The sequence below is a fragment of the Microlunatus sagamiharensis genome (assembly GCF_900105785.1).
Classification (GTDB): domain Bacteria; phylum Actinomycetota; class Actinomycetes; order Propionibacteriales; family Propionibacteriaceae; genus Microlunatus; species Microlunatus sagamiharensis.
In genome coordinates this window covers 1,936,538-1,953,325 of record NZ_LT629799.1, presented here as the reverse complement: position 1 = coordinate 1,953,325, position 16,788 = coordinate 1,936,538, and the positions used below count along the sequence as shown (strand labels likewise).

Sequence of the window (16,788 nt, the reverse complement as noted above, 5' to 3'; positions counted from 1 at the left end):
ACAGGCGCATGGCGGTGGAGGAGCTCCTGACGGCGGGCTGGCGCGACGAGCAGGTGGAGGTGATGGAGCGGCTGCGCGACTGGGCCGACACGTCCGTCGAGCTCAACCAGCACGTCTCGGCGTGGATGGGCCTGCCCACCTCGGACGCGAACGCCCTGGGCCACATCACCTGGAGCGCGGAGTCGGGCCGGCCGCTGTCGCCCGCCCAGCTGGCCCGGCGCATCGGCATGACCTCGGGCGCGACGTCGGTGCTGCTGCGCCGCCTGGAGCAGGGCGGCCACATCACGCGGGAGCGCTCCACGACCGACCTGCGCCGCGTGAGCCTGCACCCCACGTCGTCCGCGCGGGAGCGGACCCGCGGGTTCATGGCCTTCTCCGGCACGGAGATCGCGGCGACCGTACGGTCCGCCGACCCCGACGAGCTGCGCCTGGTCGCCGCGTTCCTCGAACGCATGGTCCTGGCCGGCCGGGCCGCCAACGAACGTCTCGCCGCCGGTGGGGTCGACCCCGCCGCGACCCACCGCGACCCGGCCTGACCCGGGCGCTGGGAGGCTGGGCCCGTGCACCCCGCTCCCGTGGTCCCCGCACCTCGCCCGCGCCGCGTCGACCGCACGCTGCTGCCCGGGCGCCCGGTCGCGTACCACCAGCTGCTGCGCGGACCCCGCTGGCGCTGGTGGCGCCCGATTCTCTCGTTCGCCGTCCTCCTCGGGCTCCTGGTCGCGCTGATGATCGTGGTCTTCGGCGGCTACCCGGGCCTCGACCTGCTGCTGCCCGACCGGTGGGTGGGTTCGCTGGACGAGGAGTTCAGCCCGCTGTCGACCAACCAGGGCGACGTGCTGCTGGCCGGGCTGATCCTCGTCTCCATGGGCGCGACCGCGGTCGCGCACAAGGTCCGCCCGCGGTGGGTGTCCTCCGTCGCCGGCGGGCTGCGGTGGCGCTGGCTGGGCCGCTGCCTGCTCGTCACCGCCCCGGTCTGGGTGCTCTACCTCGGCCTGGGCTCGGTGCTGGACCCCGTGGAGCCCGGGCGCCCGCAGCACTGGGTGCTGCTGCTGGTCATGGCGGTGGTGGTCACGCCCTTCCAGGCGGCGGGGGAGGAGTACCTCTTCCGCGGCTGGCTCGTGCAGAACCTCGGGTCGTACTTCGCCCGCCCGGTCGCCGGGCTCGTGGTGACGACCGTGGTGTCGGCCGCGCTGTTCGGGCTCGCCCACGGCAGCCCGGATCCGTGGGTGCTGCTGAGCATCGCCACGCTCGCCGTCGCTGCCTGCCTCGCCAACTGGCGCACCGGCGGGCTCGAGGCCGGCATCGCCATGCACGTGGTCAACAACGTCGGCGTCGGCCTGGTCACGATCACCTACGGCGGCTACACCGACTCCTTCGTCGACGGCGCCACGACGGGCTCGCCCTGGGACTTCTTCCCCGGGCTCGTCGTGCACGCGATCGCCGTCGCGCTGATCCTGTGGCAGGCGCGGCGCGCAGGCGTGCAGCGCCGGACCCCGGCACCGGCAGGGGCGGTCGAGCTGCCCTCGCCGTACGGGTCCGTGCCGCTCGACCCGCCCGACGCCACCTGGTACGCACCGCTGGGACGCTGACACGGGCTGACAGACTTCGACGGTGGCACCGGTCGAGGAACGTGAACGCGCCGTCCTGCCCGAGGGCTGGTCGGCCCGGGTCCCCGGGGACGCGGACATCGGGGCGCTGACCGCCCTGCTGGACGCCAACCGCCGGGCCGGGAGCAGCACGCCCGTCGACGTGGCGACGCTGACCGCGCTGGTCGTGGGGCCCGCGAGCTGGACCCGGCGCCAGCGGGTGGTGCTCGACCCGTCGGGCCGGCTCGTGGGCTGGGCGGTCGTGCACGACCGGGCGGCCGGGCGCACGGAGGTGACCGTGCTCGTCGCCCCCGACGCCCGCGAGCAGGACGCCGTCGCCTCGGGCCTGTTCGCCTGGGCCGACCGGGCCGCGGCCGAGGTCGCCGCGCTGCGCCGGGTCCGCGAGACCCAGCTCGACGCCTCGGCGGACTCCGACGACGAGCGCCAGCGCGCGTGGCTGGGTGCCGCCGGCTACGCCTGCGTCCGCACCTGGCTCAAGATGGTCCGCCCGGTCGCGCCCGAGGAGGGGGAGCCCGGTGCGCTCCCGGCGCCCCGGCCCGGGGTCCGGGTCCGGCGGGTGCGCGAGCACGCGAACGGGCTGCCGACCGCCGAGGACCTGCAGACCGTGCACCTGGTGCTCGAGCAGTCCTTCGCCGACCACTTCAACTCCTACCGCGAGGGGTTCGCCGAGTTCGTCGTGCGCCTCCAGGAGGATCCCTGGCACCGCTGGGACCACTGGTGGGTCGCCGAGGTCGAGCAGGAGGGCGTGTGGCGCCCGGGCGGTGCGCTCATCAGCTCGGTCTCGCCGCCCGACGCGAGCGGCGCGTACGGCAGCTACGTCGACTACATCGGCGTGCACCGGCGGGCCCGTGGCCGCGGGGTCGCGAAAGCGCTGCTGAACACGGTCATCGGCGACGCGGCCCGGCGCGGCCGACCCCGGGTGTCGCTCGAGGTCGACGCCGACTCCTCGACCAACGCCGACGGGCTCTACCTCTCGATGGGCTGGGTCGTCGACCACCGCACGGAGTCCTGGCACCGCTACCTCCAGGCCGGCGTCGACGCTTGACGCCGCCCGCTCCCGACCGCGTGGACCCCTCCCGCCTGCTCACGGAGGTGGTGCGCGAGTGGGGGCTGCGTGCCGACGGCGCGTTCCGGCCGGAGCCGCGCCCTGCGCTGCCCGTGCTGGCCGACGACGGCGCACCGGCGCTGCTCGAGCACGCGCCCGACGGGTCCCCGCACGAGCACCTCGCCCTCCGCGCCTGGGACGGGCAGGGCGCCGTCCGGCTGCTCCGCGCCGACCCCCGGCGGAGCCTGCTCCTGACCTCGCGCACCGACCCGGACGACGACCTGCGCGCCCTCGACCCGTACGACGCGGGGACGGCGATCGGCGCGCTGCTGGCGCTGCTGCGCCGGCCGCCCCTTTCGCAGCCGCCCACGTTGGCCGACCTCGCCCCTGCGTGGCTCGCCGACCTGGCGTCCCCGGCGGTGGCGGCGGCCGTGCCGCGCCGCTTCCTCGACCAGGTCCGGGCCTGGACGCCGGGTCTCGTCGACGCGCAGGAGGCCGCGCCCGTGCTGCTCCACGGCGACCTGCGCCCGGCCACCGTGCGGGGCGACGGTGCCGGCGGCTGGGTGGCCGTCGCCCCCCGGCCCGTGGTCGGCGACCCCGCCGCCGAGGTGGCGTCGGCGCTGGCCCCATGGGACGGGGCCGGCACCAGCGAGGACCTGCGCGGCGACCTGCTCGAGCGCTTCTACGCCGTCGTCGACGCGGCCGGGCTGGACGAGGACCGGGCCCGGGCGTGGGTCGTGGTCCGGACGCTCGGCGCGCTCGCCGGTCGCCTGGTGGCGGGTCCGGTGCCCGCCGAGGACGTCACCTGGGCGACCACGGTGGTCAAGGCCGTCCAGCGCTGAGGTCGGCCTGGGCGATCCTGGACAGCGACGTGACACCGCGCCCCGTCACTGCCACTGTGTTCGTGCTAGGTGGTCCGTCGTCGACGACGCCTCCGGTCAGCCTCGCTCCCCGCCCCACCGACACCGACCAGCAGGAGAGCACGTGGACACCAACGAGCAGGGCACCCAGGGACCTCCGTCGGTCGACCGCACCCGGATCGAGGCCCGGCACGAGGGCCAGGTCGTGGCCACGGCCGAGGTCACGACCACGCCCGAGCCGCACGGGACCGCGCAGGTCGGGCTCCAGCGCCACCGCGACGACGCCCCCGACGAGGTCCGTGGCGAGCTGGTCGACCGGGTCATGGACGCACCCGGGGTGAGCAACAGCGACAACGTCCACGTGGTGCTGCCGCTCGGCGACGCGGCCTCGATCACGCGGCTGCAGGAGCGGACGACGGACTTCACCGCGCGGGCCGCCGGGTCGTCGTCGGTGGTGGACGCCGGCGTGCCCGACGAGGGCCAGGCGTCCCGGCGTTCGGAATAGGTCGCCGCGGACGGGCGTTGGCGCAGACGATCGGGAGCCCGGCCGGGAGCCGTCGGCCGGGACCCGTACGAGTGCAGGAGGAACTGTGGCGCTGCCACCACTGGTCGAACCCGCCGACGAGCTGACGACCGAAGAGGTCCGTCGCTACAGCCGGCACCTGATCATCCCCGACGTGGGCATGGTGGGGCAGAAGCGTCTGAAGAACGCCCGGGTGCTCGTCATCGGGGCCGGCGGCCTCGGCAGCCCGGCGCTGCTCTACCTCGCCGCCGCCGGCGTGGGCACGCTGGGCATCGTCGAGTTCGACACCGTCGACGAGTCCAACCTGCAGCGCCAGATCATCCACGGCCAGTCTGACATCGGGAAGTCCAAGGCGCAGTCGGCGAAGGAGTCGATCGCCGAGGTCAACCCGCTGGTCGAGGTCGAGGTCCACGACGTCCGTCTGGACAACGACAACGTCATGGAGATCTTCGCGCAGTACGACCTGATCCTCGACGGCACCGACAACTTCGCCACGCGCTACCTGGTGAACGACGCCGCCGTGCTGTCCCACAAGCCGTACGTCTGGGGCTCGATCTTCCGCTTCGAGGGCCAGGCCAGCGTCTTCTGGGCCGACCACGGCCCGCAGTACCGAGACCTCTACCCCGAGGCCCCGCCGCCCGGCATGGTGCCCTCGTGCGCCGAGGGCGGCGTGCTCGGCGTGCTCTGCGCGTCGATCGGGTCGATCATGGTCACCGAGGCGATCAAGCTGATCACCGGCATCGGCGACCCGCTGATCGGGCGGCTCATGGTCTACGACGCGCTCGAGATGAAGTACACGACCCTCAAGCTCCGCAAGGACCCCGAGGGCACGCCGATCACCGAGCTGATCGACTACGAGGCCTTCTGCGGCGCGATCACCGAGGAGGCCGCCGAGGCGGTCGCCGGCCACACCATCGGTGTGCGCCAGCTCGAGGACTGGCTCTCGGAGCGCGAGCGCGGCGAGAAGGACTTCCTGCTCGTCGACGTGCGTGAGCCCGTCGAGCGCGACATCAACCGCATCCCCGGTTCGGTGCTCATCCCCAAGGGCGACTTCCAGACCGGCGAGGCGCTGGGCCAGCTCCCGCAGGACAAGCAGGTCGTCCTCTACTGCAAGACCGGCGTGCGCTCCTCGGAGGTGCTGGCCATCGTCCGCGGGGCCGGCCTCGCCGACGCCGTGCACGTCGGCGGCGGCGTGAGCGCCTGGGTCAACGACATCGACCCGAGCCAGCCCGCCTACTGACCGCTCCTCCTCGCGCCCGGTCGCCGCTCGGAGTGCTCAGCTCCTCCCGGCGGACTGCAGCTGCTGCTGCCAGTCCGTCGGGACGCGGCTGGCCGGGCCGGGTGTCGGATGGTCGTCCGGGTGCGAGCGCGGGGCCGCGAGCCGGGGGCCCTCGCCGGCCTCCTGCTCGGCGAAGTCCCAGAACCAGTCCTCGCCGGGCTCGAACGACTGCATGTAGCGGTGGTGGGTGGAGCGGGCGTGCGCGGACGCGTGCTGGCCGAGCGAGCTGTCGCAGCAGCCCACGTGGCCGCAGGTCGCGCAGCGGCGCAGGTGGAACCACCACCCGCCGGCCGCGTCGCACTCCTGGCAGCCCTCGCCGCTCGGCGGGACGTCGGTGTCGATGTCGCTGATCCAGCGACCCTCGGTGCGGGCCATCGTTCCTCCACGCTCTCGGTCCACGCTGCCGGTCGACGGTCCGTCCGCGTCCGGTCCTCGGCGAGAGGCTAGCGTCCCCCGGACGGACGAAGGCCCCCGGCACGGCGTGCCGGGGGCCTTCGGGTTCAGCCGGCGGACCGGCTGGTGACGAGCGCGCTCAGATCGCCTGGACCTGGTCGGCCTGCGGCCCCTTCGGACCCTGCGTGGTCTCGAACTCGACCCGCTGGCCCTCGTCGAGGCTGCGGAAGCCGCTGCTCTGGATGGCGCTGTAGTGGACGAAGACGTCCGGGCCCCCACCGTCGACGGCGATGAAGCCGAAGCCCTTCTCGGCGTTGAACCACTTGACGGTTCCCTGTGCCATTGCACTTCTCCTTGCGATCTGGCGTCCGGGGCCGCACCTCACGGCTCCCGAGCGCTGCCCGGCCCCGGCGACCGGGACCCCGCAACGGCCCCGTGCGTGGCACCGACCACGACGACGACCGCTGACGAGCAGCGCGCCAAGCCTGGCACAGCCGCGCGGGCCTTGGGAACCTCCACGAGCAGGTGCGTACGAATCAGCGGCCCCCGGGGAGGACCTCGACGCGCCCGAGGTGCTCGGCGACCTCGGCTGCGCTCGGGTGCCAGCGCGCCTGCACCATGCGTACGCGGCCGTCCGCGACCGGGACGCCCTCGGCGTCGAGCCGGGACAGCGCCTCCTCGACCAGCCCCTGCGCCGGTCGTCCGTCCGCCCGGACCACGCGCCACCAGGGCACGCCGGACCCGTGCCGCGCCATCACCGTCCCGACCTGGCGCGGGCCGCCGGCACCGACCATGGCGGCCACGTCGCCGTACGTGGTCACCGACCCGACGGGCACGGCCTCGACGAGCGCCAGCACCCCCTCGAGGTACGCCTCGTGCACGGGCTCACCAGCCCTGGGAGCCGGGCCCGCCCTTGAACGGACCGGCGACGGCGCTGGTGATCCAGCCGCCGTAGAACCCGCCGGGCTGCGGCTGCACGCGCTCGCCGTCGACCAGGCAGTAGTCCATGTGGCCGGGGTAGAGGGCGACGTGGTCGCGCAGCGCGGCGTAGCGGCCGTTCGGGCTCGGGTAGTACCAGGCCGCGCGGCGGGCGACCTCGCCGCCGCCGACGACGTCGAGGTAGGCCGCCTCGCCCTTCCACTCGCAGAAGGACGACCCGCCCGCCTCGCGGAGCGAGCCGGCCACGAAGGCGCTGCGGGGCAGGTAGTAGGTCGGCGGGTGCGACGTCTCCAGGACCTGGAGGCTCTCGCGGGTCTCGCAGACCTCGACGCCGCCGAGGACCACGGTGACCAGCTCGTCGACCGCGCGGAGCAGCGGCGGGCGGGGGTAGTCCCAGACCGACTCCTGGCCGGGGGCGACGGGTTCGGGGACGGGATGGTTCGCCACGGAGGCAGCGTAGGCCGGTGCCGGTCGCCGCAGGGGATACTGGCGCCCGTGGACGGGGTCGAGGTGCGGCGCTCCGACGACCGCTTCCTCACCGTCGCCCCCGCCCGGGAGGACGCCGCCGAGGGCTGGGCCCGGACGCGGCACAGCTTCTCCTTCGGCGAGCACTACGACCCCGACGACGTGGGCTTCGGCCCGCTCGTCGTGCTGAACGACGAGACGGTCCGCGCCGGCGAGGCCTACCCCGAGCACGTCCACCGCGACACTGAGATCGTCAGCTGGGTCGTCTCCGGCACCCTGCGGCACGCGGACTCGGCCGGCCACCTCGGGCTCGCCGCGACCGGCACCGTCCAGCGGCTCAGCGCCGGGGCCGGCGTCAGCCACACGGAGGGGGCGACCGACGGCGCCGACGTCCGCTTCCTGCAGTCCTGGGTGCGGCCCGACGAGACCGGCACCCCGCCGTCGTACGCGCTCGGCGCGGTCGACCCGCCGGCGCTCGCGGCCGGCTGGGTGGCCGCGGCCTCCGGCGAGCCCGGTGCGCTGGTCGACCTGCGCCGCCGGGGCGCGACGCTGTGGGTGACACGCCTCGACGCCGGCCGGGCCCGCGCGCTGCCCCAGGCGAAGACCGCATACGCGCTCCTCGTGCGCGGGGCCGTGGAGGTCGAGGGGATCGGTCCGCTCGCCGAGGGCGACACCCTGCGGATCACCCGGCGGACCGCGTTGACGGCGGTCGCCACCGCTGCCTCGGAGCTGATCGTCTGGACGTTCGCGTGAGCGCCCCCGACGCGGGGGACGCGGGCGCGTCGCTGCCGCTGCTCATCCGGGTCTCCGGGCCCGACCGGCCGAGCCTGACGCGCGAGCTGCTCCAGCTGCTCGGCCGGGCGGGCGCGGTGCTGGAGGACATGGAGCAGCTCGTGGTGCGCGAGCGGCTGACCCTGGACGTCCTCGTCCGCCTCGACCACCCCGATCACCCCGCCGACGACGCGCTGGTGCGCGACGTCCTCTACTGGGGCTTCACCCACGGCATGACCGTCGACTTCGAGCACGTGGCGGCGACCTCGAGCCGCGCCGGGCTGATGCGCCACGCCGTCACCGTCCTCGGCCGGCCGCTCACGCCGTCCTCGCTCGCCGCCGTGGCCGAGGCGGTCGCCGCGACCGGGGGGAACATCGACCGCATCGTCCGCCTGGCCACCGAGCCGGTCACCGCGTACGACCTCGTGGTCATCGCCGGCGACGTCGAGGCCATGCGCCGCGAGCTCGGCGCCGTCGCGCAGGTCGAGCGCATCGACATCGCCGTGCAGGTCAACGGGCTGGAGCGCCGGGCCAAGCGGCTCGTCGTGATGGACGTCGACTCCACGCTGATCTCCGACGAGGTGATCGAGCTGCTCGCCGACGAGGCCGGCTGCGGCGCGGAGGTCACGGCGATCACCGCGCGGGCGATGGCCGGCGAGCTGGACTTCGAGGGTTCGCTGCGCGAGCGCGTCCGGCTCCTGGCCGGGCTGGACGCCGCGGCGATCGACCGGGTGCGGGCCCGGATCCGGCTGACGCCCGGTGCGCGGACCTTCGTCCGCACGCTCAAGCGGCTGGGGTTCGTCGTCGGGGTGGTCAGCGGCGGGTTCACGCCCTTCACCGACGCCCTGCGGGCCGACCTCGGGCTCGACCACGCGTACGCGAACACCCTCGAGGTCGCCGACGGCCGTCTGACCGGAGAGGTGCTCGGGCCGGTCGTCGACCGGGCCCGCAAGGCCGCGCTGCTCGCGCAGATCGCCGCGGACGAGGGCGTGCCGCTGTCGCAGACCGTGGCCGTCGGCGACGGGGCGAACGACCTGGACATGCTCGCCGCGGCCGGGCTGGGGATCGCCTTCAACGCCAAGCCGGTCGTGCGCGCGCAGGCCGACACCACGGTCTCGGTGCCCTACCTCGACGCGATCCTCTTCATGCTGGGCATCCGCGGCGCCGACGTCGAGCGGGTCACCCGGGCGGAGGAGACGGCGGTCGGGGCCAGGACGGTGGAGGTCGGGGCATGAGCACGCTGCGGGTGGCGCTGGTCCAGGTCGCCACCGGGGCCGACCTCGACGCCAACCTCGCGCTGGTCGCCGAGCAGACGGCGCGGGCCGCCGAGGCCGGGGCCCGGCTGGTCGTCTTCCCCGAGGCGACGATGCGGGGCTTCGGGCTGCCGCTGCGCCCGGTCGCCGAACCGCTGGACGGCCCGTGGGCGAGCGGGGTCCGCGAGGTCGCCGCGCGGCACGGGGTCGTCGTGGTCGTCGGGATGTTCACCCCGAGCGCCGACGGGAGGGTCGTCAACACGCTGCTCGTCACCGGGCCGGGCGTCGAGGCCTCCTACGACAAGATCCACCTCTACGACGCGTTCGGGTTCGCCGAGTCCGCGACCGTCGCGCCCGGCGACGCGCCGGTGGTCGTCGAGGTCGACGGGGTCGGCGTCGGGCTCGCCACCTGCTACGACGTGCGCTTCCCCGACCTCTTCACCACCCTCGCGGACCGCGGCGCGCAGGTCGTCTGCCTGCCGGCGTCCTGGGGTGCCGGCCCGGGCAAGGTCGACCAGTGGCAGGTGCTGGTCCGGGCCCGGGCCCTCGACAGCACCACGTACGTCCTGGCCGCCGGGCAGGCCGAGCCGGGCGCCGCCGGCCTCGACCTGACCGGTCGCGCCGCCGCGCCGACCGGGGTCGGGCACAGCCTCGCCGTCGCCCCGGACGGGACGGTGCTGGCGCAGACCGGCGACGCGCCGGACCTGCTGGTGCTCGACCTCGACCTCGACGCGGTCGAGCGGGTCCGGGCCGTCCTGCCCGTCCTGGCGAACCGCCGTCGCGACCTCGCCTGAGCCCTGCGTTCCGGCGAGGGCCAGACTGCAGCCATGCGCAGCGTCGTCTACACCGAGACCGGCGGTCCCGAGGTCCTGAGGCTGGTCGAGGAGGCCGTGCCCGAGCCCGGGCCGGGGGAGGTACGGGTCCGCGTACGCCGCTCCGGGGTCAACCCGACCGACTGGAAGTCCCGCGAGGGCCGCGGACCGGGCCGAGGCGTCGACCCGGCGCAGGTCCCCGGCCAGGACGGCGCCGGGGTCGTCGAGGCCGTCGGGGCCGGGGTGCCCGGGGCCTGGGTCGGGGTGGACGTCTGGGTCTACGAGGCGGCGTTCCGGCGCCGGTGGGGCACGGCGAGCGAGCAGACGCTCGTGCCCGTCACCCACGTCGCGCCGCTGCCCGACCTCGCCGGCGACGGCTGGGACAAGTTCGACGTGGGCGCCGCGCTCGGCATCCCCTTCCTCACCGCGCACCGCTGCCTGACCGTGCACGAGGAGGGCCCGCGACACCTCGGCCCGGGCACGCTCCAGGGGCGGACGGTGCTGGTCACCGGTGGGGCCGGCGCGGTGGGCAACGCCGCGATCCAGCTCGCCCGCTGGTCCGACGCGACCGTGATCACGACCGTGAGCAGCCCGCAGAAGGCGCAGCTGGCCGCCGCGGCCGGGGCCGACCACGTCGTCGACTACCGACGCCAGGACGTCGTGGAGGAGGTCCGCCGCATCGTCCCCGGCGGCGGCGGCGTCGACGTCGTCGTCGAGGTCGACCCGCAGCGCAACGCCGGCACTGCGGCCCGGTGCGCCGCGCCCGGCGCGAGCATCGTCACGTACGCCGACGACGGCGGCGGCGCGGAGGTCGCCGTCCCGGTCCGGGCGTCGATGCGGGCCAACCTGCGCTGGCAGTTCGTGCTCGTCTACACCGAGCCCGCCGCCGCCAAGGCGCGGGCGGTCGAGGACCTCGGCACCGCCATGGTGGCCGGCGCGCTGGCCGTCGGCGAGCACCGCGGGCTGCCGCTGCACCGCTTCGGCCTCGACCAGGTCGCCGAGGCGCACGCCGCCGTCCAGCGGGGCGCGGTGGGCAAGGTGCTGGTCGAGCTCTGACCGGCTCCTGATCTCCGGCCAGCCGAGCCCCCCGGCTGGCAGGATGTCGGCCGTGGGGGAGGCGGCCGGGCAGCGCTGGGCGCCGTTCCCCGTGCAGGACTGGTCGACGATGCCGTACGACCCGCTGGCCCCGGCGCCCGGGCCGCCCGGGTGGGGTCCGCCCCGCCCGGAGACGCTCGTCCCGGTGTCGCCGGCCCATCGCTGGTGGGTGCCGCTCGTCGTGCTGTTCTGCCTCGGCCTCGTCGTCGGGACAGGCACCTGGCTGGCCCGGCGCGCGACCGAGCCGCGCACGGCCGCCCTGGTCTACGTCCCCGCGGACGGCGCCGCCCTGTGGCAGCGTCTCGAGACGACGCGCGAGGCCGACACCCGCTCGGCGACCGTCGTCACCGAGTCGGCGCGGTTCGTCGGCGCCGACGGGCTGCTCAGCGGCGACCCGGCGCTGACCACCCGCGTGCTGCACCAGGACTACGACGACGCCGACGGCGCGCGGCTGTGGCGCACGACCACGACGCAGGTCGACGAGGTCGGCGTGCCGAGCCAGACGGTGCGCTACCTCCGCGTGCGCGGCGCCGTGGAGCTCGCCGGCGAGCAGGTCGGGCCGGAGATCACCGCGTACGAGCCCGCCCTGGTCGAGCTGCCCGCCGACGTCGCGCCCGGCTCGTCGTGGCGCAGCGCCGGCTCCTCGGGCGGCACGCTCGACTACACGAGCACGTTCAGCGCGACGGCGGGCGCCGACGGCTGCCTCGACGTGAGCGGCGAGCTCCAGCTGCGCGCGAAGGGCAGCCAGGAGACCGGCCGCCGGACCTCGCTCACGCGGACGTGGTGCCCCGGCCGCGGGATGGTCGCCGCCTCCGAGAGCGGCGGGGCGACGCGCACCGTGCTCACCGCCGTGGCGACGCCCGGCGCGGGCTCGCGCACGACCACGGGCACGCCGATCACCTGGACCGAGCCGCGGCGCTGGACGCCGAAGACCTGGGACACCGTCACCGTCGACCCGCTCACCGAGGAGCCGCGGCCGATGTCCGGGCGCGCGGCGACCGTCGTGACCCCGGTGCTCACGTCCTCCGGCCTCGTCGTGCGGGCGCTGGAGGCGCCGCACGACCTCGTGGCCACGACGCCGAAGACGCAGGACGCCTGGACGCCCGCCTGGCGGGCCCACCCGGGCGGCACGATCCTCAGCCTCGCGGCGTACGGGGAGGTCCTCCTCGTGACCACGAGCGAGCGGCGGGTCGTCGCCTACTCCGAGGCCGGTTCACGGCTGTGGCAGGCGGACCTGCCCGACCTCGCGACGACGGCCGCCGTGCCGGTGTCCGACGCCGACGCGGTGCTGGTGGACCTCTCGGGCCGGGTGCTGCGGTTCGGGGTCGCGGACGGGACGGTCCGCTGGTCGCGCGAGCTCGGCACCGACGTCAACCGGGCGCCCGCCGCGGGCGCCGGCCTCGTGGTCGTCGTCGACCGCGACGGCACGGTGCACGCCCTGGACGCGGCGAGCGGGGCGCCCCGCTGGGAGCAGGAGCTGGAGGCGAGCGCGGTCGGCGTCGTGGGCGACCGGGTCGTGACGACCGTCGACCAGAACGTGCTCGGGCTCGAGCCGACGCAGGGCCGCAGCGTCTGGACGACGCACGTCGACGGCACCGTCACGGCGCTCACGGCCCTCGCCGGGCAGCCGGTCGTCGCCACCAAGGACGAGACCGTGCTCCTCGGCGCCGACGGCCGGGTGTCGGCCCGGCTGCCCGGCTACCTCGCCGTCGACGTCACGAGCACCCACCTCGTGGGCTGGGCCGCGGATCGGGTGGACGTCGTCGACCCCGCCGGCGGCGTCGCCGCGACCTGGCCGACCAGCGCCATCTCGCTGGTCTCCAGCGAGCGTCCGGGGCTGGCCACGCCGCAGGGCGTGTACCTCTTCGCCTTCGCGCGCGGCTGGACCTTCGACTCCTGGACCACCGGTGGCTGAGGCCCGACCGCCGGTGGCAGAGGCCCGGCCGCCCGTGGCCGGGCGGCTCGGCGCCTTCGTCCGGGGCGTGGTCGTCCAGACCGTCGTGACGCCCGTGCGGGAGGGCCGCATCCGCGACGTGGGCTGGCCGTACGGGCTGCGCGCGGTGGTGCCCCTCGGCTACGTCGCGTTCGGCCTCGCCGCGGTCCTCGTCGTCGCCTCCACCGCGATCCGGCGCCACGCCGTCCTCGGTCCGAGCGCGAGCCTGCCGAGCGGCCTGCCCGAGCCGGCGGTGTGGATGCTGGCCACGCTGTTCTCGTTCGGGCTCAGCCTGCTCCTCGTCGCGGGCCTGCGCTCGCCGTGGTGGCTGCGGCTGCTGGCGCTGCTCGTGGTGCTGGCCGCGCTGTCCCTCTTCGCGCTGCGTACGCCGGGCACGGCGGGTTCGGTGGTCTGGCCGCTGCTCGTCCTGGTCCTGCTCGCCGCGCTCGTCGTCCTCGTCGTCGTCCGGGCGCGCCGCCGGTTCTCGTGGTGGGAGCTCGCCGTCACCTGGGCGCTGGTCGGGGCGGGCCTCGTCGTCGGCCTCGTCGCCATGCTCGCCGGCGCCGCGGCCGCGGAGGTCTGCGTACGCCTGACCGTCGCGGCCACCCGCCAGGCGCAGCGGCTGGCCCGGCGTTGGGTGCCGTTCGCCGTGCTCGGCGTGGTCGTCGTGGTGCGCGGCGTCCAGGTCGGCCTGCAGGTCGTCGGGCTGGACCCCGTGACCCAGGGCGGGGACGTCGTCGCCGCGTCGCTCGTGCTCGTCGGCCTGCTGGCCGGCGTCGGGGTCGCGCTGCTCGCCGTAGCCCGCCGGCGGGGGTCGCGCCCGGACGTCGAGGGGCTCGGTGACGAGCTGAGCGGCGTCGGGCTGCCGGTCGGGGCCGCGCTCGTCCTGGTGGTCCTGCCCGTGCAGCTCCTGGCCGGGCTCGTCCCGGTCCTCGGGCTCCTCGGCTCCCGCGACGGCTTCCTCGGCAGCGGCCTCGACCCCGCCGCGCTGGTCGCACGCCTCGTCGACCCGGTGCGGGCGGTGGTCGGGCTCGTGGTCGTCGGGCTGGGGTTCCGGGCCGCACGCCAGGGGCGGGCCACCCGGGCGCTGCTCCTCGGCTCGGTCGGGGTGCTGCTCCTGATGCTCGCCCGGAGCCTGGTGCAGGGGCCCGAGGCCCGGGCCGGCGTCGACCCCGACGTGCTCAACCTGGTCGCCACCGCGGTCGTCGTGGTCGGCGGCCTGGTCTCGCTCGTGCGCCGCCGCCTGGACCGCTCCCGAGCGCTCGCCCTCGCCGGGGCGCTGACGCTGTGCGCGCTCTTCTCGAGCCGTGACTTCGTCTCCGACCCGGTCGGCGCCGTCCTCGGCTTCTCGGGCGCGGCGCTGGTGCTCTTCGGCCTGACCTGGGACCTGTTCACCGGCTCGTTGTGGGCCAACCAGGAGAGCCGTCGGTTCGCCCGGCCGACCCGGGTGCTCCTGGTGCTGGCCAACTCGGTCGTCACGATGAGCGTGCTGGCCTTCGCCGCGCTCGTCCGCGACGGCAGCACCACGATCTACCTCGACCCGTACGCGGCCTTCGGCGACCTGATCTTCGGCACGGCGCTCCTCGCGGCCGCCGTGGTCGGCGTGCTGGCGCCCGCGCCGAGGACCGCGGCCGTCGCCCCGGTGTCGTCGGTGTCCTCGGGGTCGTCGACCAGCCAGCCCCAGCCCGTCTGAGCGGAGCCGGGCCCGGCGAGGCCGCTGCCGGGGAGGGCGAAGCGCTCCAGGGCCGGTCCGGCGAGCGAGGCCACGACCGACAGCAGAGCGGCGCCGAGGGCGGCCCCGGTCACGTTGGCCACGAGGTCGTCGACGTCGGCGGTCCGGGTCATGCCCAGCAGCACGGTGCCCACCCACTGCGCGGTCTCGATCGCCCCGCTGACGACGAGCCCGACCGTCGCGACGCCCGCCACCGAGCGCGCCCGCAGGACGAAGGGCACCAGGAGCCCGAGGGGGAGCGTCATGACCACGTTGAGCACCAGGTTGCGCACGTCGAGCCCGGCGCCGGGGACGACGTTCACCGACGCCAGCCAGCCCGGGTGCGCGGCGCCGCGACCCAGGACGAGGGTCATCGGGAAGAAGGTCACCGCGAGCACCGCCGCGCCGTACGCGGAGGTCACCAGGACGGTCAGCGCCCGGGCGCCGGTCAACGCCTCCCGGTGGCCGAGGGCGAGCAGCCAGACGACGACGACCCCGACCAGCACGGGCACCAGCACCGGCCCGGCCTGCACCGTGACCGCGAACACCTCGGGCACCGCGTGCCCTCCTCTCGACCAGCTCCTCGGGACGCTGTCGAGCCTGCCGCCGGGACGGGCGCGGCACATCGGTCCGCGGGGACGAGGTGCGTGCGCGCCGCCTTGACCAGGGTCGTACGCGGTCGGTCCCGGGTCGGCCCTGGGTCCGGCGGCGTCGGGCGGCGGTCAGGCGGCGGAGACGGCCGCCGGCCCGGTCGGCTCGGCGGCGCAGGCCAGGGCGCTGTCGATGAGGTACGCGAGCTGGTCGCGGGTGCGGACGAGCTCGGCGACCTGCTCGCCGAGGCGCTCGTGCTCGCGCCGCATGAGCGCGACGGTCGCCGCGGTGGAGGCGGTCGAGGGGCTGTCGACGCAGGGCATCAGGGTGGCGATGGTGCTGCTGGTCAGGCCGGCGTTGTAGAGCTGGCGCAGCAGCCGCACCCGGCCGACCGCGTCCTCGTCGTACGTCCGCTGGCCCCGCGGGGTGCGCACCGAGGACAGCAGGCCCTGCTCCTCGTAGTAGCGCAGCGACCGGACGCTCGCCCCGGTCTGCTGCGCGAGGTCGCCGATCCGCATGGTGTGACTCCGCTCTCGTCCTGCTCTCCGCACTTGCCCCTGACGTCAGTGTCAGGTCCTAGCGTCCCCACGGTAGCGGCGCAGGGGCGCCGCCGGACGAGGAGGAGACAGATGGAGCTCGCAGGATCGGTCGCGCTGGTGACGGGGGCCAACCGCGGGTTGGGCACCCGCTTCGTCGCGCAGCTGCTGGAGCGCGGCGCGACCACGGTGTACGCCGCCGCGCGCCGCCCGGAGGACGTGGACACCCGCGGCGACGACCGCGTACGACCGCTGGCGCTCGACCTGCTGGACCCGGCGAGCGTCGCCGCGGCGGCCCAGGCGGCACCCGACGTGACGCTGCTGGTGAACAACGCGGGCGTGTCCACCCGGCAGGGGCTCCTGGACGGGGACCTGCCCGAGATCCGCCGCGAGATGGACACGAACTTCTACGGCACGCTCGCCGTGACCCGGGCCTTCGCGGCCGGGCTGGGGACGCGTGGGGGCGGGGCCGTGGTCAACGTCCTCTCCGCGCTGTCCTTCTTCGCCTTCCCGGGCTCGTCGTCCTACTCCGCCTCCAAGGCGGCCGAGTGGATGCTCACCCAGGCCACGCGCGTCGAGCTCGCCGGGCAGGGCACGCAGGTGCTCGGGCTGCACCTCGGCGGCGCCGACACCGACATGATGGCCGGCTACGACGGCCCGCTGCTCGACCCCGCCGACGTCGTCCGGGCCGCGCTCGACGGGCTGGAGGCCGGCGCGTCGGAGGTCCTGGTCGACGACTGGAGCCGCGAGGTCAAGGCCGGGCTCGCCGAGGAGCCGGCCGGCTTCTACGCGCGCGTGGCCCAGCGGTTCGGCTGAGCGGCGGGCAGGAATCGCTCGGGGCCCGCCGGCCCACGGGGACAAGGCTGGCGGGCACCGGCAGATGCGAATCGAGCGTGCCCAGTCGCTTCTTCCGCAGCGGCGCAGCCTCGGTGCTCAAGGAGGCCGCAAGGGGTACGAGCACCCATTCGGGTGAAG

At 75.6% G+C, this 16,788-nt stretch carries 18 protein-coding genes; 12 read left to right on the top strand and 6 right to left on the bottom strand.

What is annotated here, in order from left to right:
* Positions 1-8: 8 nt before the first annotated feature.
* From BLU42_RS08885 to moeZ, 6 genes are all read left to right on the top strand, one after another.
* Positions 9-536, top strand: a complete 528-nt coding sequence (locus BLU42_RS08885; protein ID WP_091074133.1) for a MarR family winged helix-turn-helix transcriptional regulator — start codon at positions 9-11, stop codon at positions 534-536.
* A gap of 24 nt (positions 537-560) precedes the next feature.
* A complete protein-coding gene (locus tag BLU42_RS08880; protein WP_157719898.1) occupies positions 561-1,589 on the top strand; it encodes a CPBP family intramembrane glutamic endopeptidase in 1,029 nt (342 codons plus the stop codon).
* Positions 1,590-1,611: 22 nt separating this feature from the next.
* Positions 1,612-2,652, top strand: coding sequence for a GNAT family N-acetyltransferase (locus BLU42_RS08875; RefSeq protein ID WP_197680682.1), 1,041 nt, complete (start codon positions 1,612-1,614; stop codon positions 2,650-2,652).
* A 20-nt stretch (positions 2,653-2,672) separates the two neighbouring features.
* A complete protein-coding gene (locus BLU42_RS08870; protein WP_157719897.1) occupies positions 2,673-3,494 on the top strand; it encodes an aminoglycoside phosphotransferase family protein in 822 nt (273 codons plus the stop codon).
* A gap of 142 nt (positions 3,495-3,636) precedes the next feature.
* Positions 3,637-4,017, top strand: a complete 381-nt coding sequence (locus BLU42_RS08865) for a hypothetical protein (protein ID WP_091074130.1) — start codon at positions 3,637-3,639, stop codon at positions 4,015-4,017.
* Between the two features lie 85 nt (positions 4,018-4,102).
* Entirely contained in the window at positions 4,103-5,275 is a 1,173-nt protein-coding gene (moeZ, locus tag BLU42_RS08860; protein ID WP_091074129.1) for an adenylyltransferase/sulfurtransferase MoeZ, read from the top strand.
* 36 nt (positions 5,276-5,311) lie between these two features.
* On the opposite strand, the gene BLU42_RS08855 is transcribed toward moeZ, so the two are convergent.
* The 4 genes from BLU42_RS08855 to BLU42_RS08840 all read right to left on the bottom strand — a co-directional run bounded on the left by BLU42_RS08855 (position 5,312) and on the right by BLU42_RS08840 (position 7,093).
* Entirely contained in the window at positions 5,312-5,689 is a 378-nt protein-coding gene (locus tag BLU42_RS08855; protein WP_091074128.1) for a UBP-type zinc finger domain-containing protein, read from the bottom strand.
* Positions 5,690-5,846: 157 nt separating this feature from the next.
* The gene (locus tag BLU42_RS08850) at positions 5,847-6,050 is read right to left on the bottom strand and encodes a cold-shock protein (protein WP_091074127.1); all 204 of its coding nucleotides are present in this window, start codon (positions 6,048-6,050) and stop codon (positions 5,847-5,849) included.
* Positions 6,051-6,243: 193 nt separating this feature from the next.
* On the bottom strand, positions 6,244-6,588 hold the full coding sequence (locus BLU42_RS08845) for an MGMT family protein (protein WP_091074126.1): 345 nt from the start codon (positions 6,586-6,588) through the stop codon (positions 6,244-6,246).
* Positions 6,589-6,592: 4 nt separating this feature from the next.
* Complete coding sequence (locus tag BLU42_RS08840; RefSeq protein ID WP_091074125.1) at positions 6,593-7,093, bottom strand: DUF427 domain-containing protein; 501 nt, start codon at positions 7,091-7,093, stop codon at positions 6,593-6,595.
* 48 nt (positions 7,094-7,141) lie between these two features.
* Here BLU42_RS08840 and BLU42_RS08835 point away from each other — a divergent pair, with 48 nt between their 5' ends.
* From BLU42_RS08835 to BLU42_RS08815, 5 genes are read left to right on the top strand one after another with little or no spacing between them, the layout of a single operon-like run.
* Complete coding sequence (locus BLU42_RS08835) at positions 7,142-7,864, top strand: pirin family protein (protein WP_157719896.1); 723 nt, start codon at positions 7,142-7,144, stop codon at positions 7,862-7,864.
* Complete coding sequence (gene serB / locus BLU42_RS08830; protein WP_172825773.1) at positions 7,861-9,117, top strand: phosphoserine phosphatase SerB; 1,257 nt, start codon at positions 7,861-7,863, stop codon at positions 9,115-9,117. Before BLU42_RS08835 ends, serB begins: the two co-directional genes overlap by 4 nt.
* A complete protein-coding gene (locus BLU42_RS08825) occupies positions 9,114-9,929 on the top strand; it encodes a carbon-nitrogen hydrolase family protein (RefSeq protein WP_091074123.1) in 816 nt (271 codons plus the stop codon). Before serB ends, BLU42_RS08825 begins: the two co-directional genes overlap by 4 nt.
* A gap of 33 nt (positions 9,930-9,962) precedes the next feature.
* Complete coding sequence (locus BLU42_RS08820; protein ID WP_091074122.1) at positions 9,963-11,003, top strand: NADPH:quinone reductase; 1,041 nt, start codon at positions 9,963-9,965, stop codon at positions 11,001-11,003.
* Positions 11,004-11,055: 52 nt separating this feature from the next.
* On the top strand, positions 11,056-12,957 hold the full coding sequence (locus BLU42_RS08815; protein WP_091074121.1) for an outer membrane protein assembly factor BamB family protein: 1,902 nt from the start codon (positions 11,056-11,058) through the stop codon (positions 12,955-12,957).
* A gap of 1,548 nt (positions 12,958-14,505) precedes the next feature.
* Here the strand turns inward: BLU42_RS08815 and BLU42_RS08810 are convergent.
* Positions 14,506-15,243, bottom strand: a complete 738-nt coding sequence (locus BLU42_RS08810; protein WP_157719895.1) for a VanZ family protein — start codon at positions 15,241-15,243, stop codon at positions 14,506-14,508.
* A 165-nt stretch (positions 15,244-15,408) separates the two neighbouring features.
* Positions 15,409-15,795, bottom strand: a complete 387-nt coding sequence (locus BLU42_RS08805; RefSeq protein ID WP_091074120.1) for a MerR family transcriptional regulator — start codon at positions 15,793-15,795, stop codon at positions 15,409-15,411.
* 111 nt (positions 15,796-15,906) lie between these two features.
* On the opposite strand from BLU42_RS08805, the gene BLU42_RS08800 reads away from it, so the two are divergent.
* Complete coding sequence (locus tag BLU42_RS08800; RefSeq protein WP_091074119.1) at positions 15,907-16,629, top strand: SDR family oxidoreductase; 723 nt, start codon at positions 15,907-15,909, stop codon at positions 16,627-16,629.
* Positions 16,630-16,788 lie beyond the last annotated feature (159 nt).

Excerpts from the sequence above, each read along its gene's own strand:
- BLU42_RS08825 (WP_091074123.1), top strand. The coding sequence starts at position 9,114 with ATGAGCACGCTGCGGGTGGCGCTGGTCCAGGTCGCCACCGGGGCCGAC.
- BLU42_RS08820 (WP_091074122.1), top strand. The coding sequence starts at position 9,963 with ATGCGCAGCGTCGTCTACACCGAGACCGGCGGTCCCGAGGTCCTGAGG.
- BLU42_RS08800 (WP_091074119.1), top strand. The coding sequence starts at position 15,907 with ATGGAGCTCGCAGGATCGGTCGCGCTGGTGACGGGGGCCAACCGCGGG.
- BLU42_RS08855 (WP_091074128.1), bottom strand. The coding sequence starts at position 5,689 with ATGGCCCGCACCGAGGGTCGCTGGATCAGCGACATCGACACCGACGTC.
- BLU42_RS08805 (WP_091074120.1), bottom strand. The coding sequence starts at position 15,795 with ATGCGGATCGGCGACCTCGCGCAGCAGACCGGGGCGAGCGTCCGGTCG.
- BLU42_RS08850 (WP_091074127.1), bottom strand. The coding sequence starts at position 6,050 with ATGGCACAGGGAACCGTCAAGTGGTTCAACGCCGAGAAGGGCTTCGGC.
- BLU42_RS08885 (WP_091074133.1), top strand. The coding sequence starts at position 9 with ATGGCGGTGGAGGAGCTCCTGACGGCGGGCTGGCGCGACGAGCAGGTG.